General features: G+C 37.7%; 21 protein-coding genes and 4 tRNA genes. 6 read left to right on the forward strand and 19 right to left on the reverse strand.

Annotation, left to right across the window (positions count from 1 at the left end; translation table 11 throughout):
• Nucleotides 1–168: 168 nt before the first annotated feature.
• Both H4J66_RS14900 and H4J66_RS14905 read left to right on the forward strand, forming a co-directional pair.
• A complete protein-coding gene (locus H4J66_RS14900; RefSeq protein WP_182175795.1) occupies nucleotides 169–1,230 on the forward strand; it encodes a FecR family protein in 1,062 nt (353 codons plus the stop codon).
• 107 nt (nucleotides 1,231–1,337) lie between these two features.
• A complete protein-coding gene (locus H4J66_RS14905; protein WP_259369139.1) occupies nucleotides 1,338–4,226 on the forward strand; it encodes a TonB-dependent receptor in 2,889 nt (962 codons plus the stop codon).
• A 17-nt stretch (nucleotides 4,227–4,243) separates the two neighbouring features.
• Here the strand turns inward: H4J66_RS14905 and H4J66_RS14910 are convergent, their stop codons facing one another.
• Together H4J66_RS14910 and H4J66_RS14915 are read right to left on the reverse strand one after the other, a co-directional pair.
• Nucleotides 4,244–4,714 (reverse strand): LPP20 family lipoprotein, encoded by a 471-nt coding sequence (locus tag H4J66_RS14910; RefSeq protein ID WP_310650669.1) that lies wholly within the window; start codon nucleotides 4,712–4,714, stop codon nucleotides 4,244–4,246.
• A gap of 36 nt (nucleotides 4,715–4,750) precedes the next feature.
• The gene (locus H4J66_RS14915) at nucleotides 4,751–5,407 is read right to left on the reverse strand and encodes a FlgO family outer membrane protein (protein WP_182175796.1); all 657 of its coding nucleotides are present in this window, start codon (nucleotides 5,405–5,407) and stop codon (nucleotides 4,751–4,753) included.
• 195 nt (nucleotides 5,408–5,602) lie between these two features.
• Between H4J66_RS14915 and H4J66_RS14920 the strand changes: the two genes are divergently transcribed.
• Complete coding sequence (locus H4J66_RS14920; RefSeq protein WP_182175797.1) at nucleotides 5,603–6,766, forward strand: flagella assembly protein FlgT; 1,164 nt, start codon at nucleotides 5,603–5,605, stop codon at nucleotides 6,764–6,766.
• 70 nt (nucleotides 6,767–6,836) lie between these two features.
• Here H4J66_RS14920 and arsJ read toward each other — a convergent pair whose 3' ends face one another.
• The 8 genes from arsJ to nudF form a co-directional block, all read right to left on the reverse strand.
• A complete protein-coding gene (gene arsJ, locus H4J66_RS14925) occupies nucleotides 6,837–8,078 on the reverse strand; it encodes an organoarsenical effux MFS transporter ArsJ (protein ID WP_182175798.1) in 1,242 nt (413 codons plus the stop codon).
• A gap of 130 nt (nucleotides 8,079–8,208) precedes the next feature.
• Entirely contained in the window at nucleotides 8,209–9,234 is a 1,026-nt protein-coding gene (locus H4J66_RS14930; protein ID WP_182175799.1) for an ArsJ-associated glyceraldehyde-3-phosphate dehydrogenase, read from the reverse strand.
• A 22-nt stretch (nucleotides 9,235–9,256) separates the two neighbouring features.
• A complete protein-coding gene (locus H4J66_RS14935) occupies nucleotides 9,257–9,613 on the reverse strand; it encodes a metalloregulator ArsR/SmtB family transcription factor (protein ID WP_182175800.1) in 357 nt (118 codons plus the stop codon).
• A 215-nt stretch (nucleotides 9,614–9,828) separates the two neighbouring features.
• Nucleotides 9,829–11,715 (reverse strand): DNA topoisomerase IV subunit B, encoded by a 1,887-nt coding sequence (gene parE / locus H4J66_RS14940; RefSeq protein ID WP_182175801.1) that lies wholly within the window; start codon nucleotides 11,713–11,715, stop codon nucleotides 9,829–9,831.
• Nucleotides 11,716–11,772: 57 nt separating this feature from the next.
• On the reverse strand, nucleotides 11,773–12,372 hold the full coding sequence (locus H4J66_RS14945) for a YqiA/YcfP family alpha/beta fold hydrolase (RefSeq protein WP_182175802.1): 600 nt from the start codon (nucleotides 12,370–12,372) through the stop codon (nucleotides 11,773–11,775).
• 1 nt (nucleotide 12,373) lies between these two features.
• Nucleotides 12,374–13,135, reverse strand: coding sequence for a metallophosphoesterase (locus H4J66_RS14950; RefSeq protein ID WP_220463315.1), 762 nt, complete (start codon nucleotides 13,133–13,135; stop codon nucleotides 12,374–12,376).
• 5 nt (nucleotides 13,136–13,140) lie between these two features.
• Complete coding sequence (locus tag H4J66_RS14955) at nucleotides 13,141–13,635, reverse strand: DUF1249 domain-containing protein (protein WP_182175803.1); 495 nt, start codon at nucleotides 13,633–13,635, stop codon at nucleotides 13,141–13,143.
• On the reverse strand, nucleotides 13,636–14,274 hold the full coding sequence (gene nudF, locus H4J66_RS14960; RefSeq protein WP_182175804.1) for an ADP-ribose diphosphatase: 639 nt from the start codon (nucleotides 14,272–14,274) through the stop codon (nucleotides 13,636–13,638).
• A 195-nt stretch (nucleotides 14,275–14,469) separates the two neighbouring features.
• Between nudF and tolC the strand changes: the two genes are divergently transcribed.
• Entirely contained in the window at nucleotides 14,470–15,831 is a 1,362-nt protein-coding gene (tolC, locus tag H4J66_RS14965) for an outer membrane channel protein TolC (protein WP_182175805.1), read from the forward strand.
• A 106-nt stretch (nucleotides 15,832–15,937) separates the two neighbouring features.
• On the opposite strand, the gene H4J66_RS14970 is transcribed toward tolC, so the two are convergent.
• The gene (locus H4J66_RS14970; RefSeq protein WP_182175806.1) at nucleotides 15,938–16,780 is read right to left on the reverse strand and encodes an HDOD domain-containing protein; all 843 of its coding nucleotides are present in this window, start codon (nucleotides 16,778–16,780) and stop codon (nucleotides 15,938–15,940) included.
• Between the two features lie 275 nt (nucleotides 16,781–17,055).
• On the opposite strand from H4J66_RS14970, the gene H4J66_RS14975 reads away from it, so the two are divergent.
• Nucleotides 17,056–17,199 carry a ferredoxin gene (locus H4J66_RS14975; protein WP_310650670.1) on the forward strand — a complete coding sequence of 48 codons (144 nt, stop codon included), beginning with the start codon at nucleotides 17,056–17,058 and terminating at the stop codon, nucleotides 17,197–17,199.
• A 58-nt stretch (nucleotides 17,200–17,257) separates the two neighbouring features.
• Here the strand turns inward: H4J66_RS14975 and H4J66_RS14980 are convergent, their stop codons facing one another.
• From H4J66_RS14980 to rppH, 4 genes are all read right to left on the reverse strand, one after another.
• On the reverse strand, nucleotides 17,258–18,091 hold the full coding sequence (locus H4J66_RS14980; protein WP_182175807.1) for a thymidylate synthase: 834 nt from the start codon (nucleotides 18,089–18,091) through the stop codon (nucleotides 17,258–17,260).
• Nucleotides 18,092–18,139: 48 nt separating this feature from the next.
• Complete coding sequence (locus H4J66_RS14985) at nucleotides 18,140–18,961, reverse strand: sulfite exporter TauE/SafE family protein (protein ID WP_182175808.1); 822 nt, start codon at nucleotides 18,959–18,961, stop codon at nucleotides 18,140–18,142.
• Nucleotides 18,962–18,997: 36 nt separating this feature from the next.
• Entirely contained in the window at nucleotides 18,998–21,274 is a 2,277-nt protein-coding gene (gene ptsP / locus H4J66_RS14990) for a phosphoenolpyruvate--protein phosphotransferase (protein WP_182175809.1), read from the reverse strand.
• Nucleotides 21,275–21,387: 113 nt separating this feature from the next.
• Entirely contained in the window at nucleotides 21,388–21,894 is a 507-nt protein-coding gene (rppH, locus tag H4J66_RS14995; RefSeq protein WP_070375983.1) for an RNA pyrophosphohydrolase, read from the reverse strand.
• 162 nt (nucleotides 21,895–22,056) lie between these two features.
• Here rppH and mutH point away from each other — a divergent pair, with 162 nt between their 5' ends.
• On the forward strand, nucleotides 22,057–22,725 hold the full coding sequence (gene mutH / locus H4J66_RS15000; protein WP_182175882.1) for a DNA mismatch repair endonuclease MutH: 669 nt from the start codon (nucleotides 22,057–22,059) through the stop codon (nucleotides 22,723–22,725).
• Between the two features lie 574 nt (nucleotides 22,726–23,299).
• Here the strand turns inward: mutH and H4J66_RS15005 are convergent.
• From H4J66_RS15005 to H4J66_RS15020, 4 genes are all read right to left on the reverse strand, one after another.
• A tRNA-Arg gene (locus H4J66_RS15005) sits at nucleotides 23,300–23,376 on the reverse strand.
• 179 nt (nucleotides 23,377–23,555) lie between these two features.
• Nucleotides 23,556–23,632: transfer RNA gene (locus H4J66_RS15010), tRNA-Arg, on the reverse strand.
• 94 nt (nucleotides 23,633–23,726) lie between these two features.
• A tRNA-Arg gene (locus H4J66_RS15015) sits at nucleotides 23,727–23,803 on the reverse strand.
• A gap of 90 nt (nucleotides 23,804–23,893) precedes the next feature.
• A tRNA-Ser gene (locus H4J66_RS15020) sits at nucleotides 23,894–23,985 on the reverse strand.
• Between the last annotated feature and the right edge of the window lie 128 nt (nucleotides 23,986–24,113).

Genomic DNA, 24,113 nt, shown 5'->3' on the forward strand with positions numbered 1-24,113 from the left:
TATAGGAGGGTTTTCTAGTTTTGAAAGCCCTGATTATCATATTGATTTGTCAGGTAAAGTAAGTTTTAATTGATAATAAAAACCGTTTGCTATTACGCTAGGATGCACGGCATGGTCGAATAAATATATCGATGTTTGCGTGAATTGAATGAAGACAAAATATTTATTATGGCTAAAATACAATATAATAATGAAATAGAAGTGCAGGCCAAGTATTGGCTATCTCGCATTGAACAAGGATTATCGCAACAAGAGCGACAAGCTTTTGTTGCTTGGGTTAATCAAGAAAACAATCATCACTTAGCCCTTCATAAGTACTCACCTTCGACCAAAATTTCTAAGTTACTTGCCGAGTTTAATGGTTTATTTCCTTTAGAAAAAAAACACTCTCCTCACTCTAAAAAATTATTCATGCAATTATCAATGGCTGCCAGTGTTATTTTCTTTGGTATCATCACCAGTGAGTTTTTTTTAAATAAACCGATATTTTCGTTTTTTCAATCAACGTCATCTGAAGTTATTTACGATCAATTTTCAACAAAAATAGGCGAGCATAAAAAAGTGACCTTACCCGATGGTTCAAATGTCGAGTTAAACACTGATAGTTTACTCACTATTAGCTTCAGTGAAGGACATCGTCAATTAAATTTGATCAAAGGCGAAGCCTCTTTTGAAGTCGCAAAAGATAAATCACGCCCCTTTAGTGTCACTTCTGGGCAACAATCATTTACCGCTTTAGGCACCATTTTTAATGTACAAAAAAGCGATAATAATCAGTTAGAGTTAATTGTTACCGAAGGGCGAGTATTAATCGCTGATTCGAATGAAACATTACCGGCATTAACTGAAAAAATAGCCAGCACGGTTCAATTTCCGCAAAAGAATAGCATTATAGTTGCAGGTGAAAAATCGACTATAATCAACAAAATTCAATCACCGACAAATAAAATTTCATCACTCACATTATCTCATGAACTTTCCTGGAAAAAAGGCATACTTATTTTTGATGGTGAATCACTGGCCACTGCACTTGATGAAATTAGTCGCTATACCGATGTTAAATTTACCATCAAAGATAAAGCGCTTGCCCAAATGAAAGTGTCCGGTTATTTTAAGTCAGACGATGTTGGTACTTTATTAGATTCAATTAGCTATAATTTCGACCTAATATATACCAAGACAAGTCACAATACTGTAGTTATCACCAAAGCCACTGACGCCATAATTTAATGGTCAACGCCTCAAGTAGGCTATAGATAAATACAGTGAATGAAAATTATAAATAGAAGGTGAGCTTTCTGTATTCAACGAACACAATTAAAGCACTAGTTGACACCTTGCTAAACTATTTATTTAAAGAAAGAAAAAAGCAGCCACTTAGTGCCGTTTTAATAAAAAAAGTGATACATTTTTTTTGTTCATTCTTTATTATTCTTCCATTATCTTTTAGTTTAACTACTCAAGCTAAAGTACAAGCTATTGCACCTAATATAACGCACTTTTCTGTCGCCGCTCAATCCGTTGATCAAGCATTAATTAAACTTGCCCAGCAAGCCGATCAGACCATTATATTTTCTTATGATTTAACCCGACGTTTTAACAGTAATGCCATAGAGGGTTATTACTCAGTTTCTTTGGCTTTGAGGAAACTCCTTAAAAATACGGGTCTTCATGCAGAAGTAAATAATAAAGGCCAATGGTCGATAAAGCAGAAAAATAACGTTACCGCACAGAGCAAGTCTAAACAAAAAATTAATACCACAGAAAAAGCCAAATCCATTGAAAAAATAGTTATTGTAGGTAGTCATATTAATGGCAGAACCGTAAAAGAGTTACCTGTTCCTGTTGATATTATATCTGCTGACACTCTGCGTAATAGTGGCCAGACTAACCTTGGTCAAATATTGCAGGCACTAGTACCTTCTTTTAATTTTTCTCGTTCAGCAATAAGTGATGGCAGTGACGTATTACAGCCAGCAACGTTGCGTGGTTTAGGGCCAGATCAGACACTGATTTTATTAAATGGCAAGCGTCGTCATCAAGCGAGTTTAATTCATATTAATAGCTCTGTTGGGCGAGGTACAGCCGGAACAGATATGAATGCCATTCCAGTAGGAGCGATTAAACGTATTGAAATTTTACGTGATGGTGCAGCCGCACAATATGGTTCGGATGCTATAGCGGGTGTTATTAATATTGTGTTAAACGATAGTAGTGAACAAACAACCTTATTAACATCAGCTGGTGCTTATGAGCAAGGCGATGGTCAAGATTATCAGCTATCTTATACACAAGGTTTGCCGTTGGGTGATGATGGTTTTATCAATGCCACATTAAGTTTAGTCGACCATCAAAGTACCAACCGCTCAGGTTTACATGGTGCCTGCCAATTTGGCCAGTGCACTCAATTGGACAATGGTCATTGGCAAACCGATGATCCAAGAGAGTTAACAGCTAACCGAGCAACATTTCGTATTGGCGACCCTTCGTATCAACAACTTTCTTTTGCCGCAAACAGTACATTTGAACTGAATCACGGGCAACTTTATGGCTTTTTAACCTATTCACATCGAGAAAATCAATCTGCCGCTTTTTTTCGTCACAGCGCGAATAGTAATGAAAACCCATTATTAAGCGATGGGCAAGCCGTTATTCCTCAAGGTTATTTACCCAAAATAGATTCAGATATAAAAGATATGTCATACAATTTTGGCTATAAAGCGGCTTTCGATAATGACAGCGCCATTGATATTTCATATACCTATGGCAAGAACCAAATAGACTATACGACTAAAGATTCACTTAATGCTTCTTACGCTAACTATCTATCACAAACCAGTGACTTAACAGCAGATGAATTACGTGCTCAATTACCAAAGTCTGCTTTTGCTTACGGGCTATCTTTGTCACTTGAGACAGTGAATTTACTCTTCAGCCAAGACTATGAAAATTATTCACTCGCGTTAGGCACAGAATTTCGCCAAGAAATATACAAAATAATACCAGGTAACCCCTACAGCTTTCAGGATTATGATACTGACAATAATCAAGCATTGTTTGACCAAGATGCCGCCGGTGGTATTCAAGGTTTTCCAGGAGTCGCACCTGAACTTGCGGTTAACGAGAGCCGAGATGTTGTTTCAATTTTTGCGGAGTCTGTGACCCAAATCAATAACTCTATCGAGCTCAGTGCGGCCATTCGCTATGATGATTATGATATATTTGGTAACAGTACCAACACAAAAGTTGCGGTGCATTGGCAAGCACACCAACAACTTATTTTACGTGGTGCCTATAGCACAGGTTTTCGTGCACCTTCTATGCAGCAAATGTATTTCAATAATATCAGTACACAGTTTATTGTTGACGAAAGTGGCTCTCTGTTGAGTGAAGAAGTGGAAACCTTCAGAAATGACAGTACTTTGACCACTCGACTCGGGGTGCCTTCTTTAAAAGAAGAAGAATCTGATAACCTCAGTGTTGGCTTTATCTACAGCCCTACTGATAATATAGATATAAGTGTTGATTTTTATCAGATTGATATTGATAACCGTATTGTCATTAGTAGTAAATTGGGCATGGGAATATCACCTCTACTCGATCAAGCTTTTACTGAGGAGTCTGCTACCAAAGGACAGTTTTTCTTAAATGGCGCTGATACCACAACTCAAGGGACAGATATTGTTGCTACTTGGCAGACTCAAGCTTTTGCTGGAGATATTAACTTCACCTTGGCGGCAAACTTTACCAATACTGAGGTAACCAAGTTATTTACACCTGATCACAGCACTCTGCATACCATTAGCGTTGAAGAAATTTTTTCACAACAAGATATTTCTATCATTGAAGAGTGGCAACCACGCAATAAAATAAGTCTAAACACCCTCTATAAAAACCAGCATTGGACCATCAATATATTATTCAATCACTATGGTAAATATACGATAACCGATGGTGGTAAACAAACTTATGGCGAAGAGCTATTAACTGATATTAGCGTTAGCCATCAAATGACAAAAAATCTTGCGGTCACTGTGGGTAGTCATAATTTATTTGATGTTATGCCTGACAAAAATCGTATAGGAAACTCTCGAGGAGGCACGATTGAAGATCAACAAGGTAATATCATTGTTGATAGCCCGGGTGTATTTAAATATTCACGCCGTTCAGCTCCTTTCGGTTTTAACGGCGCTTATTTTTATGCAAGTCTGCAGTATAATTTTTAAGGGTGTGCTGTTAACACTTAATAATAAGTAACCGCTTTAATTTCACGTTTTGGTGAAGAAGCTAAATAAATATTATAAACATCTTCAAAGTCTAAACTTAACTCTGTGGTATAGCTGTCGCCAACAGGATAGCTTTTAATCACTTTAGCTGCGCGGATAACACCTTGAACTGACGCCGACACTTCATTTTTACCCATTATCAGTTGTGACATGGTCATTTCACCATTTATTTTTTGCCCATAAACTTGTTCTGCAAGTTCGGCATAAGCGGCAAGCTTTGAGGCATTAATCGCCATCAACATGCGCTGAGTTTCATGTTGGGAGTTTTGCAAACTTATCGGCGCTTGACCAATAGCATGTAACACTGGGAAGGTTTCAGGTTTAACACTTTGCCATTGTACGTGTTTGTCATAAACACTAGAACAACTGACGAGTAACAAAGCCAAACTACCAGCGGTTAATATATTAAGAATAATTTTTTTCATCATAAATACCAAAAGTTAGTCCTACATCAATGTAAAAAACTAATTAACAATTTTAATTGAACGTTCGTCATCTGCTAACATAACGCTGTTTCGAATAATTAATCCATCTTTTATCCGAACACTTTCATCTTGATTAATCTGTTCACCTATTACCCAGCTTGGAATAAAAGATTGTGCCGTGGCAACAACAACACGTGATTGCATTCCAATCATCCGAGCATTAATCATCACACCATTTTCTTGTTCCATCATGGTACCGGTTACAACATAGTCAATAATCTGCCGCTCTGGTAGCTCTTTCCAGTCGCGACTAAAAACATAATCGCCTTGAGCAGTAACACGAATATGTCCCGTCGTTTTAAAATCAATAACAACTAAACCATGGCGCTGTAATTCATGAACAAAGTTCTCTGATATTTGATTACCCAGCCAATTAGTTGACTCAAGGTTTTCTAATTCGACAAAAGAAGCTACCGCGATAGGTGTTTTAGGATTTACAAAAGAGCTACTTTCAAGCATCTGATAAGTAAGCCCTTTAACCACATCTGCTATCGCATGCCTAGGGAGATTGAAACTGTCAATTTCACCTCGCACTTCTTGCTTTGATTTATAAAAATTATCTTCATCACTCATCATATTCATTGATGAACACGACATCAACGTTGGAATAAATAATGGAATAAGCCACTTTTTCATTGAGCTCCCCTTAATCGCTCTGAAAGCGAATAATCAGTTTTGCAGTAATATCGATAAACGACATCAAATAGTTTCTAAAATAAATAAAGCACAAATCGCGCCAATCTATAAAGTTACCAGAGCATAAAAATAAGTGGGCATAGAAACTGCATATTCGACAGGAGATATTAAACCCTTTTTACTGACGGACTTCATATGCGTTTATTTATATCAGCTCTACTTTTATTTTTTATCACTCTTTCTGCTGATGCCCAGTGGTATGAAGCTCAGGGAAAGTCAGTAATAATGCAGGGCAATGCCGAACGAGCAAAAACATTAGCCATAGAGAACGCATTAAAAAAAGCCTTACTGGTTGCCGGTGCTTCAGTATCGAGTGTGCAAAAAACGGTTAACGGATTATTGACACAAAATGAAATTAATATTCGCGCCAGCGGTACTGTTAATTCTTTTGAGCTGGTTGATGAAAATTATGAGGGCAATTTGGTCACCGTAACCATTCGTGCTGACATCTTCCCACAAAGTAAACAGTGCTTCTCTTCTGATTATCGAAAGTCTTTATTAATTACCCGTAGTAACTTAATGCATAGAGAGCAAGCAAGTATCGGTAAAGTTTATGCGCTTGATAATAAATTGATGGCTAAGCTTGCTTATAAAATTAACAACCAAGGTATTTATCTAGACACCAGATTGTTGTTAAAAGAAAAGTCTCAGTTCTCAAGATTAAATAACAGTTTGCAAGTTGAAGCAATAAAAAGTCTTACCATGTCGTTAGCTAATATCAGCGATACTCAGTATGTCATGTATTCTGAAATTAATGACATTAGCTTTGCACAGGGCTCAACCAATGGTTGGCAGTTTTGGCAAGAAGATGTTTTTAACCGTCAGTTTAGTGTCAGCCTATATATTTACAACGGTAGTAATGGTGAATCTGTCTTCACTAAGCAGTACCGTAGCTCTGCCCCATGGGAATTTGGCAAACGTCAGCAAGTTGATGTTCATAGCGAAGTATTCTGGCAAAGCCAATACGGAATGGCTATTGAAAAAGTGTTAGGCGATATGATCATTGATATCGACGAAAATATGATGTGTCAACCTACTCGAGGCAAGATAGTACAAATAGCCGGTAATTCGTTAACGATTAATTTAGGCAAAAAGCATGGCGTAAAAGTTGGTGATGAGTTTTCTCTATTACATTTAAATAATATCATTACTGACGCAGGAAAAACCTATGCCGGTTTTAACGTTAGCCCTTACACAGTAAAAATAACGCAGGTGTCTCAGCAAAGTGCACAGGCAATGACTACTGATGGGCAATTACTGGGTAACATCCAATCAAATGATTTAGCGGTCCGTTACTAGCTTCATCGTTATATCGATAGTTAACGTTAACAGCAGGCTGTTAACGTTAACATTGCCACTATTTTTCGCCTTACTCGTTTGACACAGTAATACGTTTGATCAATAAAGCTGAAAGCCCTGCAAACAAAGCGGAAATAATTAAACAGGTAATTAAGTTAGTAAATTGATAAATAACACCTGACATCACGGTACCTAATAACCTTCCCAGGGCATTAGCCATATAATAAAAGCCAACGTCCATAGAAACGCCATCTTCTTTCGCCATGGCAACGATCACATAGCTATGCAGCGCCGAATTAATAGCAAAAACAGCCCCAAAAATAAATAAACCAGCGATAATGATGATTTCAGTACTGATGTTGAGCTTGGTCGCATAAAACATCAACAGTGCTAACAACAAGGTGACACTGGATAAAATCATACCCCAAGTAAATAACAGATGACCGTTGATATTATGTTGGTTGTTTTTAATAAAAAATTTAGGTGTTGAGCCTTGAACAATACCATATGCGATAATCCATAACGCCATAAATATCCCAACATTAGTATGTTGCCAACCTAAATTACTGACCAAATATATCGGTAATCCAACAACAAACCAAATATCTCTAGCGGCAAATAAAAATAAGCGCGCGCCCGCCAAGTAATTTAATGATGGGTGATTTGAGAATATCTCTTTAAATTTAACGTTGTGCTTTGCCTTACCTAAATCACCCTGTAATAATAATAGACTAAGCACAAAAACAATCGCCAACACACTCGCCATTATTAGCATAGCTGCTGAAAATCCGACGGTACTTAGTAACCAGGCACCTAGGAAAAAACCTATGCCCTTTAAGGCGTTTTTTGATCCCGTCAGATAAGCAACCCAACGAAAAAGAACAGCGTGATCTTGGTTGTTATTGGTCGTTGGTACCAGCGTTTTAATACTACTTTTAGCGCTCATCTTATTAAGATCTTTCGCTATACCCGACAGCGCTTGTGCCAACATAACCCAAATAACGGTTAAATATTGCTCAGGAACTGTCAGCATTAATAATGCAAAAACTTGGCTGAACAGACCAATATTCATGGTTTTATTCAAACCAATTTTTGCTCCTAACCATCCACCCACTAAGTTGGTAATCACGCCAAAAACTTCATAAAATAGAAATAACATCGCAATGGCAAGCGGGGAATAACCTAGATGATGAAAATGTAATAATACCAGCATACGCAAAGCACCATCGGTTAAAGTGAAAAACCAATAGTTAGTGGTAATTAATAGATACTGTTTTACCGCACTAGGCAGTGCGGTTATTTTGTTTAACATAAAGGTACCAATAATGGTATTTTCGATTGATGTTGGCGAATACTAATAAATAACCAAAAGTATTTAACACTAGCGTAACGCCAAGATATTATTCGTTTAAAAACGCCGTCTATGTCGACATTCTCAAAGACTAGTGCTTAATATCAGATCGCCCAACTAACAACATTAACTCTGCAGCTCGATTGGCATAACCCCATTCGTTGTCATACCACAAATACATTTTCAATTGGGTATCGTTAACAACCATGGTTGATAACGCATCAACAATACATGAACGTGGATCCGTTTTATAATCAACAGAGACCAAAGGACGTTCTTCATAGCCAAGTATATTTTTTAACTCTCCTTGCGCCGCCGTAGACATCAATTGATTGATTTCTTCAACAGTTACGGCTCGATTTAGCTCAAATACACAGTCAGTAATTGAGGCATTCGCTAACGGAACTCGCACGGCATGACCATTTAATTTTCCCTTCAGCTCAGGAAAAATATGGGTAATAGCGGTTGCAGACCCGGTAGTCGTTGGAATTAAACTTTGGCCACAAGCTCGTGCTCGACGTAAATCTTTATGAGGCGCATCAAGGATAGTTTGCGTATTAGTAATATCATGGATAGTTGTCATACTGCCGTGTTTTATGCCAACACTGTCTTGGAGAACTTTAACCACTGGCGCTAAACAATTAGTGGTACAAGAAGCAGCAGTGACAATTTTATGCTGTGCTTTGTTATAAAGGTGATGATTAACACCCATGACAATATTTAAGGCGCCCTCTTCTTTTACGGGTGCTGTGACCATAACCCGTTTAACACCTTGTGCTAAATAAGCGCTTAATAGCTTAGTCGTTTTCATCACTCCAGAAGCTTCTACAACAACATCACATTGTGACCAATCGGTTTCAGCTATGGTTAAATTATGACTAATATTAATGCGATGTTCACCGTCTTCATCACAAACGACCATTTGATTATTGTCTACTTGTGCATCAAATTTCCAACGACCATGAATAGAATCAAAATTCAGTAAGTGTGCTAATGTTTTAGCGTCACCTGCGGGATCATTAATTTGAATAAACTCTATTTCTGGCCATTGCCATGCCGCACGCAAAACTAAACGTCCTATGCGACCAAAGCCATTAATACCTACTTTAATTGTCATGATTTATTCCTCTTTATTTCGGTTATTCGCAACATTTTTGCTGTCTGCTTGGACGATTGCCCATATCAATAAGGTTTGTTACACATGCGCTTAAATATGCTTGATTGTTAAGACTTGATAACTCGATGACTTCTTTTTGCCAAAGTGGCATAGCATCAACGAGACTATAAAAAACCCAGCGTCCTACTTTTCGTTCACTGAGAATATGATGCAATTTAAGTTGAGCAATATGACGTGATATTTTAGGTTGGGATAAAGACAAAGCGGCCGTTAATTCACAGACACACAATTCCTTTTCCGTTTGTATCAGTAAGATTATTTTTAGCCGAGTATCATCAGCTAAATTTTTAAAAAATTGAACCGCCCTATCATTATTCATAACTGGCACCGCATTTATCCTAAAGCTAATTTGGAGCATATATAAAATAACAATATACAGCTAACATATGATTTTTCATACATATGAAAAATCATATGTTATTTTATATTGAAAGTGTATGCAAATAACCTTTTTAAATAAAAGCAGTGGTTAGATAAAATGAGCAAAAAAAAGCATGAGTTAACTCATGCTTTGGTGTTAAAAACTAAACCAGGCTAAATTTCTACCATGTCACCTTTACTTTGCAGCCATGTTTTTCTATCTGGACTACGTTTTTTTGACAGTAGCATATCCATTAACTCCATCGTTTCAGAGTGCTCATCTACAGTTAGTTGCACTAAACGACGGGTATTTGGATCCATTGTCGTTTCGCGTAGTTGCAGAGGGTTCATTTCACCCAGACCTTTGAAACGTTGCACATTAACTTTACCCCGTTTTTTCTCAGCTTCTATTCGATCTAAAACACCGTCTTTTTCGGCTTCATCTAAGGCATAGAAAACTTCTTTACCGACATCAATACGATAAAGTGGTGGCATAGCCACATAAACATGGCCGCGTTGCACTAAGGGTAAAAAGTGCTGCATGAATAAAGCACATAATAACGTCGCAATATGAAGACCATCGGAATCGGCATCGGCAAGAATACAAATTTTACCGTAGCGCAATTCTGATAAATCATCGCTATCGGGATCTATGCCTAATGCCACTGAAATATCATGGACCTCTTGTGAAGCCAGTATTTGTCCAGAATCGACTTCCCAGGTATTTAAAATTTTACCTCTAAGCGGCATAATTGCCTGAAACTCACGATCTCTTGCTTGTTTAGCACTACCTCCTGCCGAGTCTCCTTCCACTAAAAATAATTCTGTTCGGGCAATATCTTGACTGCCACAATCAGTTAATTTCCCAGGTAAAGCAGGTCCTTGAGTAATTTTTTTACGAATAATTTTTTTGCTGGCACGCAAACGTCGCTGCGCATTTGAAATACAAAATTCAGCAAGGTTTTCTGCGATTTCAGTGTGTTCATTTAACCATAAACTAAAAGAATCTTTTACCACACCGGTAACGAAAGCGGCGCATTGTCGAGAAGATAAGCGTTCTTTAGTTTGTCCTGCAAATTGTGGTTCTTGCATTTTCACCGATAAAATATATGAACATTTGTCCCATATATCATCTGGCGTTAATTTTACACCACGAGGAATGAGATTTCTAAATTCACAAAACTCGCGCATTGACTCCAATAAACCTTGGCGTAAACCATTAACGTGTGTACCACCTTGGATGGTTGGAATTAAATTAACATAACTCTCTCCAATCCCCTCACCACCTTCAGAGAGCCAAGTTACTGCCCAATCAGCTGCTTCATGCGAAGAAGAAAAAGTCCCAACAAAAGGATCCTCAGGTAAACAAATACAGCTTTTAAGAGAATCTTTCAGATAGTCGACTAAACCATCTTCGTAATACCATTGATATTTTTTATCTTCATTCTTGTCATGAAACTTGATGGTCAAGCCTGGACATAAAACAGCTTTCGCTTTTAATAAGTGAACTAAGCGACGCACTGAAAAATTTGCTGAATCAAAATATTTAGGATCAGGCCAAAATTTTACGCGTGAACCGGTATTTCTTCGGCCAACCGTACCAGTTTCATGTAACTCTTCAACTTTTTCGCCATGCTCAAAAGCCATTTCATACACTTTACTGTCACGGCGAACTGAAACATCTACGCGGGTAGAAAGAGCGTTAACCACAGAAATGCCAACACCATGCAAACCACCAGAAAATTGATAATTTTTATTGGAAAATTTACCACCAGCATGAAGTTTACAGAAAATAAGCTCAACACCTGAGACACCTTCTTCGGGATGAATATCGGTTGGCATACCTCGACCATCATCAATAATTTCGAGTGATTGGTCTTTATCGAGCACAACGGTGATATTTTGCGCATGCCCAGCCAAAGCCTCATCAACCGAGTTATCAATAACTTCTTGACCTAAATGATTAGGGCGAGATGTATCTGTGTACATACCTGGACGGTGTCGTACTGGGTCTAGACCACTGAGGACTTCAATGGAGTCTGAATTATATTGTTCGCTCATTTAACTATTCTAATAATGATTATGATTAAAAAATGTTTTAATACCTATCGGTCTACTTTATTGACTTTTAGGGTATAAATTAAAAAACATCGCAATTTTAGGTAACACTTTCGAGTAATCAATAAAGCTGTGATCCCCGCCTTGCTGGACAATTATTTGGCAGTCACAATATTTATCGACAGCTTTTTGATAATCTAACACTTCATCGCCTGTTTGTACCATGACCAAGTAATTATTTTTCGAAATAAATTGTTGTTCAAGACTTTTTAATGACTCAATAAAATGCTTTTCAATGTAATAAACTTCCTGGGTGTAAGGATTAGTTTGTTCACCTAAATAATCAACTAATAATTCAAAGGGCTTTACCGCAGGATTAATTAATACAGCTTTGCCTTGATATTTCTCTGATAAATACGTTGAAAAATAGCCACCTAGTGATGAACCAATAAAATACCAAATGTTTTCTTTATCGATTTTTGAGTCTATTAGTGTCGCTAATTGTTCGATAACAGCCGTTGGTGACGAAGCTAACTGAGGGCTAAAAAATGAGACTTCGGGAAAATTATCATTAAAATAATGCTTTGTCAGTTGCGCTTTCATCGATTGTGGTGATGAATTAAAACCATGTAGATATAAAATATTAACCTGTTTTGACATTTTATTCCTTTGTTAAAAAGTAGCTGTCTGACTTTATTTTTCCATCAGTAAATAGCGAAAAAACACGATAGCCTGGCCCTTGTCCGTTTGAAGCACCAGCGCTTTTATTCGTGTCAAATTGAATCGATGTAGCGGGACAGGTAAATAAAGGTATGGCTGGTGATTGGTTTGAATACAAGGTTAATGCTTGATGCACATGCCCACAGGTAATGGCTTTGATACTCGAAAACTTATTAATCGTTTGCCAAAACTCTGCTTGATTTTCTAAACCGTGTTGATCAATAAAATAACCAACATCTAATGGGTGATGATGCATCATCACTAATTGATGTTTTTTACCATCCACGATTGACTCAAATGCAGATAAATCACTTGGTGTTACTAGACCTTTCGGTGTTTCACTTTTACTATTAAGTAAAACAATTTGCCAATATTTATCATTAAAGACTTTTTCACCATTGAAAGGAGGAACAGATAAATATTTATCCAATAACTCGAGTTCATCATGATTCCCCGCCAAATAATAAAAAGGTAACGTTATGTTACTTTCAACAACAGCTTGCACAAAAAGTTGATAAGACTTTTCACTATGGTCTTGAGTTATATCACCGGTGAATACAATAGCATCTACTAAATGCTGATTTTTAATCTCGTCTAATACACTGACTAAGTTATGGTAAACATTAGCACCATGATGCAAACCATCTGTTTGAGAAAACAAATGGCAGTCGCTTATTTGCGCAATTTTAAAAATAGAAGACAAAAGGATTACTCAAAAAGTGATAAGTTGACTTGGCCTAACTTTAAACAAAGTTGCAGCCATTCTTTAAGAAACTGATTAATTTGCTCTTTTTCATCAGGTAAATGCATTTTACTATTGGGGTAATCGTAACGAGGTTGAACTTGTTTAATGTCTTGATTACTGATCACCTCAGCCATTCGAGCATCATGGTATAAGCGGATAATCATTTTGGGACGTAAGATGTGGTCAAATACCGTTTTATTATTGTTATCTTCTTCAGTAACTAGTGGTTTTGTCTTAGGCAGTTCTTGACAAATACTCACCAAGCTGGTGTAACGAGTAATTTCGAGTATTGTTATCTTATAGGATAAAAAATCAGAAATAAAAAAACACCGCTCATCACCAATCGCTTCTTCATTGTTCTGACTGGCCAATAAGCGAACTAAAAACATATAATTAACGTCACAAAGATTCATTAAGGTTGATAATCTTGGCTGATATTTTTTATTTTGCTGTATCATTTACGAAGACCATTTCTGCTGTAGTTGATGAAAGTTATTTTGTAACCATTGTAACCCAATTATTGTTGCTGCATTGGTGATTTTTCCATTTTCTAACAACGACATGGCTTGCTCTCTTGACATAACATGCAACAAAATATCTTCATTTTCAGTCTCTAAACCGTGCACGCCTGAGACATTTTTGCTGTCTATGTTAGCAACATATAAATGTATAACTTCGCTCATACCACCAGGACTTGAAAAATACTCCAGCACTTTATCGAGTTGATTAGCATTTAACGTTAAGTCAGCTTCTTCTTTAGCTTCTCGAATAGCAACATCAATAGGTGATTCATCTTGACCAAACATACCAGCGACAAACTCTAATAGCCATGGCGTATCTCCTTGACCAATAGCGCCAACCCGAAATTGTTCGATTAACACAACGCGATCAGAGGTCGCATCATAAGGAATAACGACTACTGCATGACCACGTTCAAAAACTTCGCGCGTTAATACTTTACTTTCGCCACCATCAAATAATCGATGGCTAAGTTGATACTCATCCATTTTAAAAACACCTTGGTAGCAGGTTTTTTGTTGATAGATGGTGACGTCTTTATTTGAAAACTTTGATGGCTTTGTATTTTTGTTAGGCATTGAGTGGCTTTATTTCCCATATAAAAAATTTAAATAAATGAAGATACTATAATAAAGCGACCACTAGCATAAAACATTTTGTTACACTAGAATGCATTCGCAAACACTTATTATATTTAGCTAATTCAAAAATCAAGATACGATAGTATCATAACAATATAGCGTACATGGCACACTCAAAGGAATAGCTCACTCATGAAAAAAACAATTACGGCACTCATCATTGGTTTGGTTTGTGTAACTAATACTACGTTAGTTAACGCTGAAGATTTATTGAGCGTTTATCAACAAGCACAAAAAAATGATCCTACCGTATTGAGATCAAAGGCTTTATTTAACGCATCAAAAGAAGGCATAGATCAAGCCCGAGCTGTTTTATTACCAGAGATCAGTGCTGCAGCTAGCTACACAATGAGTAAAGATCAATTTATTCCAACATCAGATGATGGACAATCATCAAATAGAACATTGACCAATAAATCTGATACTTTGCGCTATGGCTTGAGTTTAAGTATGCCATTATACAATCATAGTACATGGCTAAGATTAGATAATGCCAAAAAAGCCGCACACCGCAGTGATGTTTCTTATCAAGCAGCAAAACAAGAGTTGATTGTTAGAGTAACGACCGCTTATTTTGATGTTTTAAGTGCTAAAGACGATTTAGATTTTGCTAAAGCAGAGAAAGCGGCTATTGAACGTCAATTAGAACAGACAAAGCAACGTTATTCTGTTGGTCTAAAAGCGGTAACAGACGTGCATGAAGCACAGTCGCAATACGATAATGCCGTTACTTCTGAAATTCGCGCTGAAAATAGTGTTTACACTGCAGAAGAAGCGTTAAGGGTAATTACCAATGTGTATCCAAGAGATTTAAGTGTTTTAAACACTGAACGTTTCAGTACCTCACGCCCTATACCCGACAGTGCAAACGAGTGGCAACAAACAGCAGAAGCAAAAAATTTAGATTTAATTAGCCAAAAAATAGCGGTTGATGTCGCTAAAGAGAATATTAATATCGCAAGATCTGGTCATTATCCAACATTAAGTTTATCGGGCAGTTATGGTGCTAGAGATCAAGATAACGAAGTTAACAATGCTACTTTTGAAAACCCGGCTCTAGATAGTCAGTCTATCGGCATAACGTTAAACGTACCTATTTATTCTGGTGGGGCTACGTCAAGTGCTGTTCGCGAGGCACAGAGCAACTATGTTGCTGCCAGTCAAGATTTAGAGTTAACTTATCGTAATGTTGTTCGTAATACACGTAATGCGTACAACACCGTTATTGCTGCTGTTTCGGCAATCAAAGCCCTTGAGCAAGCTGTTGTTAGTGCTGATAGTGCATTAAAAGCAACGGACGCTGGTTTTGAAGTAGGAACTCGTACTATTGTTGATGTATTAGATAGCACGCGTAATTTATATAACGCAAAACGTAACTTATCATCAACACGCTATAACTATGTACAATCAATTTTATCGTTAAAACGTGCGGCAGGTACAATCAGTGAGCAAGACTTAATCAACATCAACCAAGGGTTAAGTGCCGCTAAGTAAGCTTATTAAACCTCCTTTGTGAAGTATTGATTGTAAGTATAAAAATTATTGATATAAAAAACCCTGATATTTCAGGGTTTTTTTATTGTCTACAACTTTATTGTTATTAACTGAACATAGTTTTTACATTAGTAACCATCTGTTGAAATTCTTCACTTTCCATAAAGTCAACGTCGGGTAAAATACCTTTATTCACATAGCTTTTTAATAGCACTTCACAGGTTGATACATTCTTGAAAATACCGTTGTAAATAGCCCCCGCACGAATGAAATCCAAATAATGAGTTTCAGGAGGTAGTACCGTTAAATCACTCCAACTGGTCACTAAGGTGATAAATTCATCTGAGAATCCCCACGCTTTAGTCACTTCTCCACCAATATCCGCAGCTAACTTAGCAATAGCTTGCTGCAAAAAAGTCGGGTTAGCGAAAACATCAGGATGATTTTCAGCTTCAGTTAAAATAGGTAAAACACCAATATTATGAACCAGTGCCGCCAATGTTAAGGTGTCTAACGTTAATGATGTGTGTTTATGGTCTTGAATATAAAAAGTTATTAAACTGATGGCAACCGCTGCTACGTCGACGGTTTTTTTCCATGACTTTTTCAAATACATTGAAACTATTTCATTTTTTGAGACAAATACTTGCTCTAACGCCATCGCTGTTGCGATACTTTTTATTTGGCGCAAACCGATGCGAGTAACAGCCTGGTTGACTGTTTCAACTTTAACTGAACGTCCTAAAATAACGCTATTCGCTACTTTCAACATACCCAAAGATAAAGCAGGATCATAACTGATAATATCGCTCATTTGTTTTAAATTAATGTTTGGGTCATCAGCCGCTTGGCGGACTTTCAGTGCGACTTCTGGCAAGGTTGGAAGTACAAGCGCATCTTGTTTAATTTTTTCTACTAAAATTGTATAAAGGGCATTTTCAGTTCCCATAGTCTCACCTTAATTATTATTATCAATTATTGATTGTATTACATTAAAAAGTAGCACACTTTTTTGCTTATATTATTAATTTAGGTCAAATATTAGTAAATTTTTCAATGCTGTATATTTATCAAATAAACGACTTTATTAAAGATATTACGTCCGTTATAGCAGTGGTTCTAGATGCACTGATTTTAGAAGATATATGTATTAACTGTCATAGGTGCTAACTAGCATGCCCTAATGAGGCTATTGCATTGGGTAACATGATTTATGAGATTGACGTGGATGAACGCACTGAATGTGTTGGCCATAATGATAAGCCGACTTGTATTGGCGTTTGTCCTATTGATTGTATCAAAAAAGATCTAAAGCATAGTAAAAATAAGCAAACCTTATTAGCTAAATTTATCACTATGCATAGTTAACAGCAACTTCATCGACTAAAACAATAACGTGCAATTGCTCAGTTGATGAAGTTTGTATTTAAACAGATATAGCGGCTTTTATATGAGCGTGGCATTGATAATTCACTAATTCAAAGTCTTCAAAAGTAAAATCAAAAATACTTTTTATCTCAGGATTAATTTTCATGGTTGGCAAAGCTAGCGGAGTGCGACTCAGCTGTTCATCAACTTGTTCCATATGGTTTGAATATAAATGAGCATCTCCGAAAGTATGAACAAAATCACCTAGTTCTAAATCACAAACTTGGGCGATCATCATGGTAAATAATGCATAACTTGCAATATTGAACGGTACACCTAGAAAAATGTCGGCACTGCGTTGATATAATTGACACGACAGCTTGCCATTGAGTACATAGAATTGAAAAAGCGTATGGCACGGGGGTAACGCCTGTTTGCCCTGTGCAGCATTCTCTGCAGGGCTTATAGATGTATCAGGTAATAAGGCAGGATTCCAAGCGGTAATAATATGACGTCGTGAATCGGGGTTATTTTTTAAATCATCAATCAATTGCGTAAGTTGATCAATTGTTTCGCCATTGGCTGATGGCCAATTACGCCACTGTACGCCATATACAGGACCTAGTTCACCCGACTCTGTTGCCCAAGCATCCCAAATTTTAACGCCATTCTCACTTAAGTAAGCGATATTAGACTCACCTTTAATAAACCATAATAATTCATGGATAATGGATTTTAAATGACATTTTTTAGTGGTGACCAGTGGAAAGCCTTTTGCTAAGTCAAAGCGCATTTGATAACCAAAAATACTTTTGGTGCCTGTACCTGTGCGATCTGATTTTTGTACGCCGTTATCACGAACATGTCGCATGAGATCTAAATATTCTTTCACTGTCTTTCCTTCTCTAAAAAATTTTAATTTTAAACAAATGCTATTGTACTAACTTAGTATCATTTTAACTGCTACTAGCATCAAAAATATCGCAAATGCTTTCTTGATAGTACCTACCGGTAGCTTACTCGCCGCCTTAACACCTATTGGAGCAAAAAGAGAAGACGTAATAATGATACCAAGCAAAGCAGGTAAATAAACATAGCCTAAGCTATATTTGGGTAAGTTTTCTTCTCCCCAACCCGCAATCACATAGCCGCTAACACCGAATATGGCCACAACCATACCACTCACCGTGGCAACACCAATGCATTGGCGCAGAGGGACTTTAAAGTAACTTAATATAGGGACTAGAATAGCACCACCAGCAATGCCCATCAGACTTGCTAAAATACCAGTAAAAAAGCCAATAGCTTTAACAATTATATTTTTGGGTAGTTTTTCATCATCATTGTGATTAATTAATTTATTTTTCTTCGCTCTATTAATAGCAATAAACATATAAGACGAAAGTAAAAAAACAGCAATAGCAAAAGTATTTTTTAGTGCAACAACAGAAAGCATATCCGCAATAAATCCACCAAGTAACGATCCTAATGCAATCGCCATCATTAGTTGCTTAGCAAGTGGCCAAGGTATATTGCTATTACGGTGATGAGCTAACGCCGCAGAAAGTGAAGTAACAACAATAGTGGCTAACGAGGTCGCAAGCGCCATTGGCATAACTAAGTTCGGTTCAATTCCTAACTGCGGTAATAAATACACCAAAGCGGGTACAATTATCAACCCGCCACCTATGCCTAAAAGACCAGCAGAGAAACCGACCACTGACCCGAGTAACACGCAAATTAAAAAGATACTTAATAACATTGTTTACTGCTTTTTAAGTTAAATTAACCGGAAACACTACCTACCGGTACGTACGAAACTGCTTAAACCGAATTGTTCAAGTTGTTCATTTAAATAACTGTGTACTTGTTTGGATGTTGAAAGGGTTAACACATGCGCCAACATCATTTTTACTTGATGAAAATCAACATGGCGGATCACCCATTTAATTTTTGCGATATTATGCGCGTTCATACTTAATTTGTCATATCCCATCGCTAATAATAATAAAGCACCTGCTGGTTCGCTGGCTAGCTCGCCGCATAGGCTCAGAGGTACCAGTGAGCTAGCTGATTGTTCAGCAATATGGTTAAGCGCTCTTAAAACAGCTGGATGATATGAATTATATAACGCAGATACGCGGGCATTATTTCGGTCAACCGCTAATAAATATTGAGTTAAATCATTACTGCCCACTGAAAAGAAATCAACTTTACTGGCTAATTCAGGCAATTGATAAATAATACCTGGCACCTCGATCATTATACCGATTTTTGGACGAGTGAGCTTTTCTTCACCAATAAAATCAAATTCATTAGACAGTTCATAATAAGCTTGATTGATTAAGCGGGTTGCTTCGTCTACCTCTAAAGTACTTGAAATCATCGGCAACATAATTTCTAAATTATTTAAGCCAACATTCGCTCGTAACATTGCTCGTACTTGCAAGAGAAAAATTTCAGGATGATCAAGTGTAATGCGAATACCACGCCAACCAAGAAATGGATTATCTTCATTGATCGGAAAATAGGGTAGTGACTTGTCACCACCAACGTCTAAAGTACGCATAGTTACAGGCTGATCAGGAAAAGCACGTAATACTTGACGATAAAGTTCCGTTTGCTCTGACTCAGAAGGAAAGCAGCTGCGGTTCATAAAAGGAATTTCAGTACGATACAAACCGATCCCTACAGCACCTGAGTTTTTTGAATATTCAAACCCTGATGAAAGCCCTGCATTAAGTTGCAACTCAATGGCTTGACCATCTTTGGTAATAGCAGGTAATTGTGCTACTTTTTTAACTTTATCGGCGAGTAATATCTCTTGAGCGATTAAGTGTTGATATTCACGTTGTAAGGCTTCATTAGGCTGAACAAAAAGCTCACCACTAAAGCCATCCACAATACAGTTCTTCTGGTGTAATCGACTAAGCGATATTTTCTCAATACCCATTACAGCTGGTACACCTAGTGCTCTTGCTAAGATAGCAGCATGAGAATTATTGGAGCCATGAAGCGAGACTACACCTTTTAAGCCTTGGTGCTGGTATTGTGCAAGCATAGCTGCCGTTACTTCTTCAGCAACCAGTATAAATTCTTGAGGAAGTTCTTGCTCTTTTATATTTAATTTTTTTAAGTTAAGTAATAATCGATTACCTAAGTCACGTATATCACTGGCCCTTTCACGCAAATAACGGTCATCTAAGGCCTCAAACTGAATAACATAGTTATCTATGATTTGTTTTAAAGCACTTTCAGCAGTCCAACCTGATATTATTTTTTGGGTAACTTCTTTAGTAATATTTGCATTATTTAATAACTGCTTGTACATATCGAAAATATCTAAAGTACTCTCCGCAATAATACCTCGCAAATTACTGGCCATGAAATCAAAATCTATGCGTGTTTTCGCCACGGCTTCTTCAAAGAATTGCAACTCTAGCGTTGGGGCTGTAGTTCGTTGTAAAGAAACAGAAGCTAAACTTACCGCTGGATACACAACATACATTTCACCAATCATTACTCCTGATGAGCCAGCAACCCCCTGTAATGCTTTAGTCCAATGACTATTAGCATCTTGCTCAGTGATTAACACATTAGCCTCGGCATTGGCCAATGAAGTGGCTAGTTGGGCTGACAAGGTAACTAAGAATGCTTCTTCATTTTCGGTAAAGTGCCTAGCCTCTTTTTGTTGAATCGCCAGTATGCCCAGCACTTTTCGTCGATGAATAATGGGGGTCCCCAGAAAGGCATTTAGTTCGTCTTCCTCCACTTCAGGGGCATGAATAAATTGAGGATGGTTTTGCGCATTAGCAATGTTAAGTGGTTCCTCTCGCTGGCCAACTAAACCGACTAAGCCTTCAGTAAAACCAATGGTTGTTTGACCTAATGAACCTTCTGCCAGACCGTCAGAGGCAACCAATAAAAAATGTTGTTTGAGGTGGTCAGCAAGATAAATTGAACAACAGTCAGTATTCATCGTTTCTTTTATTTGTTCCACCATACGATGTAATGCACTGTCGAGTTCAGCGTTTTGGCTAAATTCTAGAACAATTCTCCGTAGGATAGTTAACATACTGCTCCTTAAATAAAAATGCCCGTTCACTTTAAGATATAGGGCCATCTTTAAGTGATACGGGTATATTATACATTTGTGTTTTGTCGTATAAAACTGCTACATAATAATAATCAACTACGACGTTTACGGTTTTGATGGCGATAAGAAGGCATAGACGCCTGAGCAAATTCTTTCATCACTTTACGGTAAACTTCACGTTTAAAAGACACTACCTGACGCACTGGGTACCAGTAACTTACCCAACGCCAATCATCAAATTCTGGATGAGCAGAATGAAGTAAATCAACCGCAGACTCTTCTGAAGTTAGCTTAAGTAAAAACCATTTCTGTTTTTGCCCAATACAGACAGGTTTACTTTCATGCCTAATTAAACGTTTTGGTAATTTATATCTCAGCCAGTGTTTGGTCGAAGCAACAATACTGACATGTTCCGGTTTTAATCCCACTTCTTCGTGCAATTCTCGGTACATAGTTTCTTCTGCTGTTTCTCCCTCATCAACCCCCCCTTGTGGATATTGCCACGAGTGTTGACCATAACGCCTAGCCCAAAATACTTGTCCTCTATCATTGATTATGACTATGCCGACATTAGCTCTATAGCCTTCAGCATCTATCAAAGGAATTCCCAATAACTTTCATAAAATATATCTTGATTCTTCCATAATATGGGCTTGCGGGCAATTAATTAATTTTTTATTTTATCTAGACCATAGCGTCAAAAGTTATGAATCTTTATACTGAGTAAAGAAAAGTCACGACTAAAGAGTTTACTCATTAAAATTAATATCCCTGCTAACGAAGATGATTTACTAGAAAGAGCGCAAGCACTTGCTGGACTTAATTTAGCTGAAATAGCTGAACAAGCAGGCGTAGTAGTCCCTGACAATTTAACGAGAGAAAAAGGTTGGATAGGTCTTTTACTTGAACAGGTCCTTGGCGCTAATGCGGGGTCAAAACCTGAACCTGACTTTCCACATTTAGGTATTGAATTAAAATCGTTACCCATTAACATGCAAGGTAAACCTTTAGAGACAACATTTGTATGTGTTGCACCTTTGACTGGCTTAGTAGGGGCTAGTTGGAAAACCAGCCATATACGTAACAAAATGGCGCGTGTTTTATGGGTTCCGGTAATTTCTGAACGACATATACCAATAGGCGAGCGTATAGTTGGTACCCCTTTTATTTGGTCCCCCTCTTATGAAGAAGAACAATTACTCGCTCTAGACTGGCAAGAGCTTACCGATATGATTGTATTAGGTGAAGTAGAAAATATCTCAGGAAAACATGGGCAAGTGTTACAACTTCGCCCAAAAGCGGCCAATAGCCAAGCTAAGACACAAGCCTTTAATAAACACGGCGAGCCCTTTAAAACACTGCCGCGTGGCTTCTATTTAAAAACATCTTTTACACACATGTTATTACGTAATCATTTGCGTATTGATTAAGCACAGTCCTTTTATCAGCAGAGGTTTAAAATAACCAACAACACTGCTCAGTTTACAAATAAATATGGCGGTGCTAGCAGGCGAATAACTGGCGATCACAAGTGGTTAGTTTTCTAGCTACTCTTATATGCTAGGTCTCTCCAGCAGGTCAGATAAACTATTACTTTAACTGGGCAAAATATAGATGAAAAAAAACCAACTCGAAAGTTGGTTTTTTTCAATTTTCAGCTTTTCAGCAAATGTGGTGGGCGCGGCAGGAGTCGAACCTGCGACTGTAAGTGGTTAGTTTCGTAGCCACTCTTATATGCTCGGTCTCCCCAGCAAGTTAGATAAACTATCACTTTATGCTAGGCAAAATATAGACGAAAAAAAACCAATCCGAAGATTGGTTTATTTCTGCTTTTTCAGCAAATGTGGTGGGCGCGGCAGGAGTCAAACCTGCGACCGGAAGTGGTTAGTTTCGTAGCCACTCTTATATGCTCGGTCTCCCCAGCAAGTTAGATAAACTATCACTTTACTTTAGACGAAAAAAAACCAATCCAAAGATTGGTTTATTTCTGCTTTTCAGCAAATGTGGTGGGCGCGGCAGGAGTCGAACCTGCGACCGCCTGGTTCGTAGCCAGGTACTCTATCCAGCTGAGCTACGCGCCCACATTAAACTTTATTTACTATCTTGTTCAAAGATAACACCCATTATTTTTATAAGCCTTGGTATTTGCTTAACAACTCAAAATACCTCCTAAGGATGATACTTGAGTTTTTTAACTGCTATATTTTAGAAGAAAAAAAACCAATCCTAAGATTGGTTTATTTCAGCTTTACAGCAAATGTGGTGGGCGCGGCAGGAGTCGAACCTGCGACCGCCTGGTTCGTAGCCAGGTACTCTATCCAGCTGAGCTACGCGCCCACATTAAACCTTATTTAATATCTCGTTTGAAGATAATATCTATTAATTTTATAAGCGATGATATTTGCTTAGTCCACATTTCAATAAAGAAAAGTGGTGGGCGCGGCAGGAGTCGAACCTGCGACCGCCTGGTTCGTAGCCAGGTACTCTATCCAGCTGAGCTACGCGCCCTCACATGAACTATTTTTTATATCTTAGTCTAAAGATAGCAAATTGCTTTGCATTTATTACTTTTACCGCAGTTACCTTTAATAAAAGTAATGGCGGAGAGCGAGAGATTCGAACTCTCGAACGGATTTAAAGCCGTTACTCCCTTAGCAGGGGAGCTCCTTCGGCCACTCGGACAGCTCTCCATTTTTACTTCTTTACTGTAGAGTTCTAATGCGTACTTTAAAATACATCTTAGAAAAAACTCTCTATCAGGCTAGTAGCCAGATACTCCTTTAACAGGTGAGCGTCTTCAACCAATCGGTCACATCTC

The sequence above is a fragment of the Colwellia sp. MB3u-55 genome (genome assembly GCF_014076785.1).
In the GTDB taxonomy this organism is placed as follows: Bacteria; Pseudomonadota; Gammaproteobacteria; order Enterobacterales; family Alteromonadaceae; genus Colwellia_A.

Bases quoted from the DNA above. Each gene is read 5' to 3' on its own strand.
- H4J66_RS14900 (WP_182175795.1), top strand. From the start codon at position 169: ATGGCTAAAATACAATATAATAATGAAATAGAAGTGCAGGCCAAGTAT.
- H4J66_RS14910 (WP_310650669.1), bottom strand. From the start codon at position 4,714: ATGATGAAAAAAATTATTCTTAATATATTAACCGCTGGTAGTTTGGCT.
- H4J66_RS14915 (WP_182175796.1), bottom strand. From the start codon at position 5,407: ATGAAAAAGTGGCTTATTCCATTATTTATTCCAACGTTGATGTCGTGT.
- H4J66_RS14920 (WP_182175797.1), top strand. From the start codon at position 5,603: ATGCGTTTATTTATATCAGCTCTACTTTTATTTTTTATCACTCTTTCT.
- arsJ (WP_182175798.1), bottom strand. From the start codon at position 8,078: ATGTTAAACAAAATAACCGCACTGCCTAGTGCGGTAAAACAGTATCTA.
- H4J66_RS14930 (WP_182175799.1), bottom strand. From the start codon at position 9,234: ATGACAATTAAAGTAGGTATTAATGGCTTTGGTCGCATAGGACGTTTA.
- H4J66_RS14935 (WP_182175800.1), bottom strand. From the start codon at position 9,613: ATGAATAATGATAGGGCGGTTCAATTTTTTAAAAATTTAGCTGATGAT.
- parE (WP_182175801.1), bottom strand. From the start codon at position 11,715: ATGAGCGAACAATATAATTCAGACTCCATTGAAGTCCTCAGTGGTCTA.
- H4J66_RS14945 (WP_182175802.1), bottom strand. From the start codon at position 12,372: ATGTCAAAACAGGTTAATATTTTATATCTACATGGTTTTAATTCATCA.
- H4J66_RS14955 (WP_182175803.1), bottom strand. From the start codon at position 13,635: ATGATACAGCAAAATAAAAAATATCAGCCAAGATTATCAACCTTAATG.
- nudF (WP_182175804.1), bottom strand. From the start codon at position 14,274: ATGCCTAACAAAAATACAAAGCCATCAAAGTTTTCAAATAAAGACGTC.
- tolC (WP_182175805.1), top strand. From the start codon at position 14,470: ATGAAAAAAACAATTACGGCACTCATCATTGGTTTGGTTTGTGTAACT.
- H4J66_RS14970 (WP_182175806.1), bottom strand. From the start codon at position 16,780: ATGGGAACTGAAAATGCCCTTTATACAATTTTAGTAGAAAAAATTAAA.
- H4J66_RS14985 (WP_182175808.1), bottom strand. From the start codon at position 18,961: ATGTTATTAAGTATCTTTTTAATTTGCGTGTTACTCGGGTCAGTGGTC.
- ptsP (WP_182175809.1), bottom strand. From the start codon at position 21,274: ATGTTAACTATCCTACGGAGAATTGTTCTAGAATTTAGCCAAAACGCT.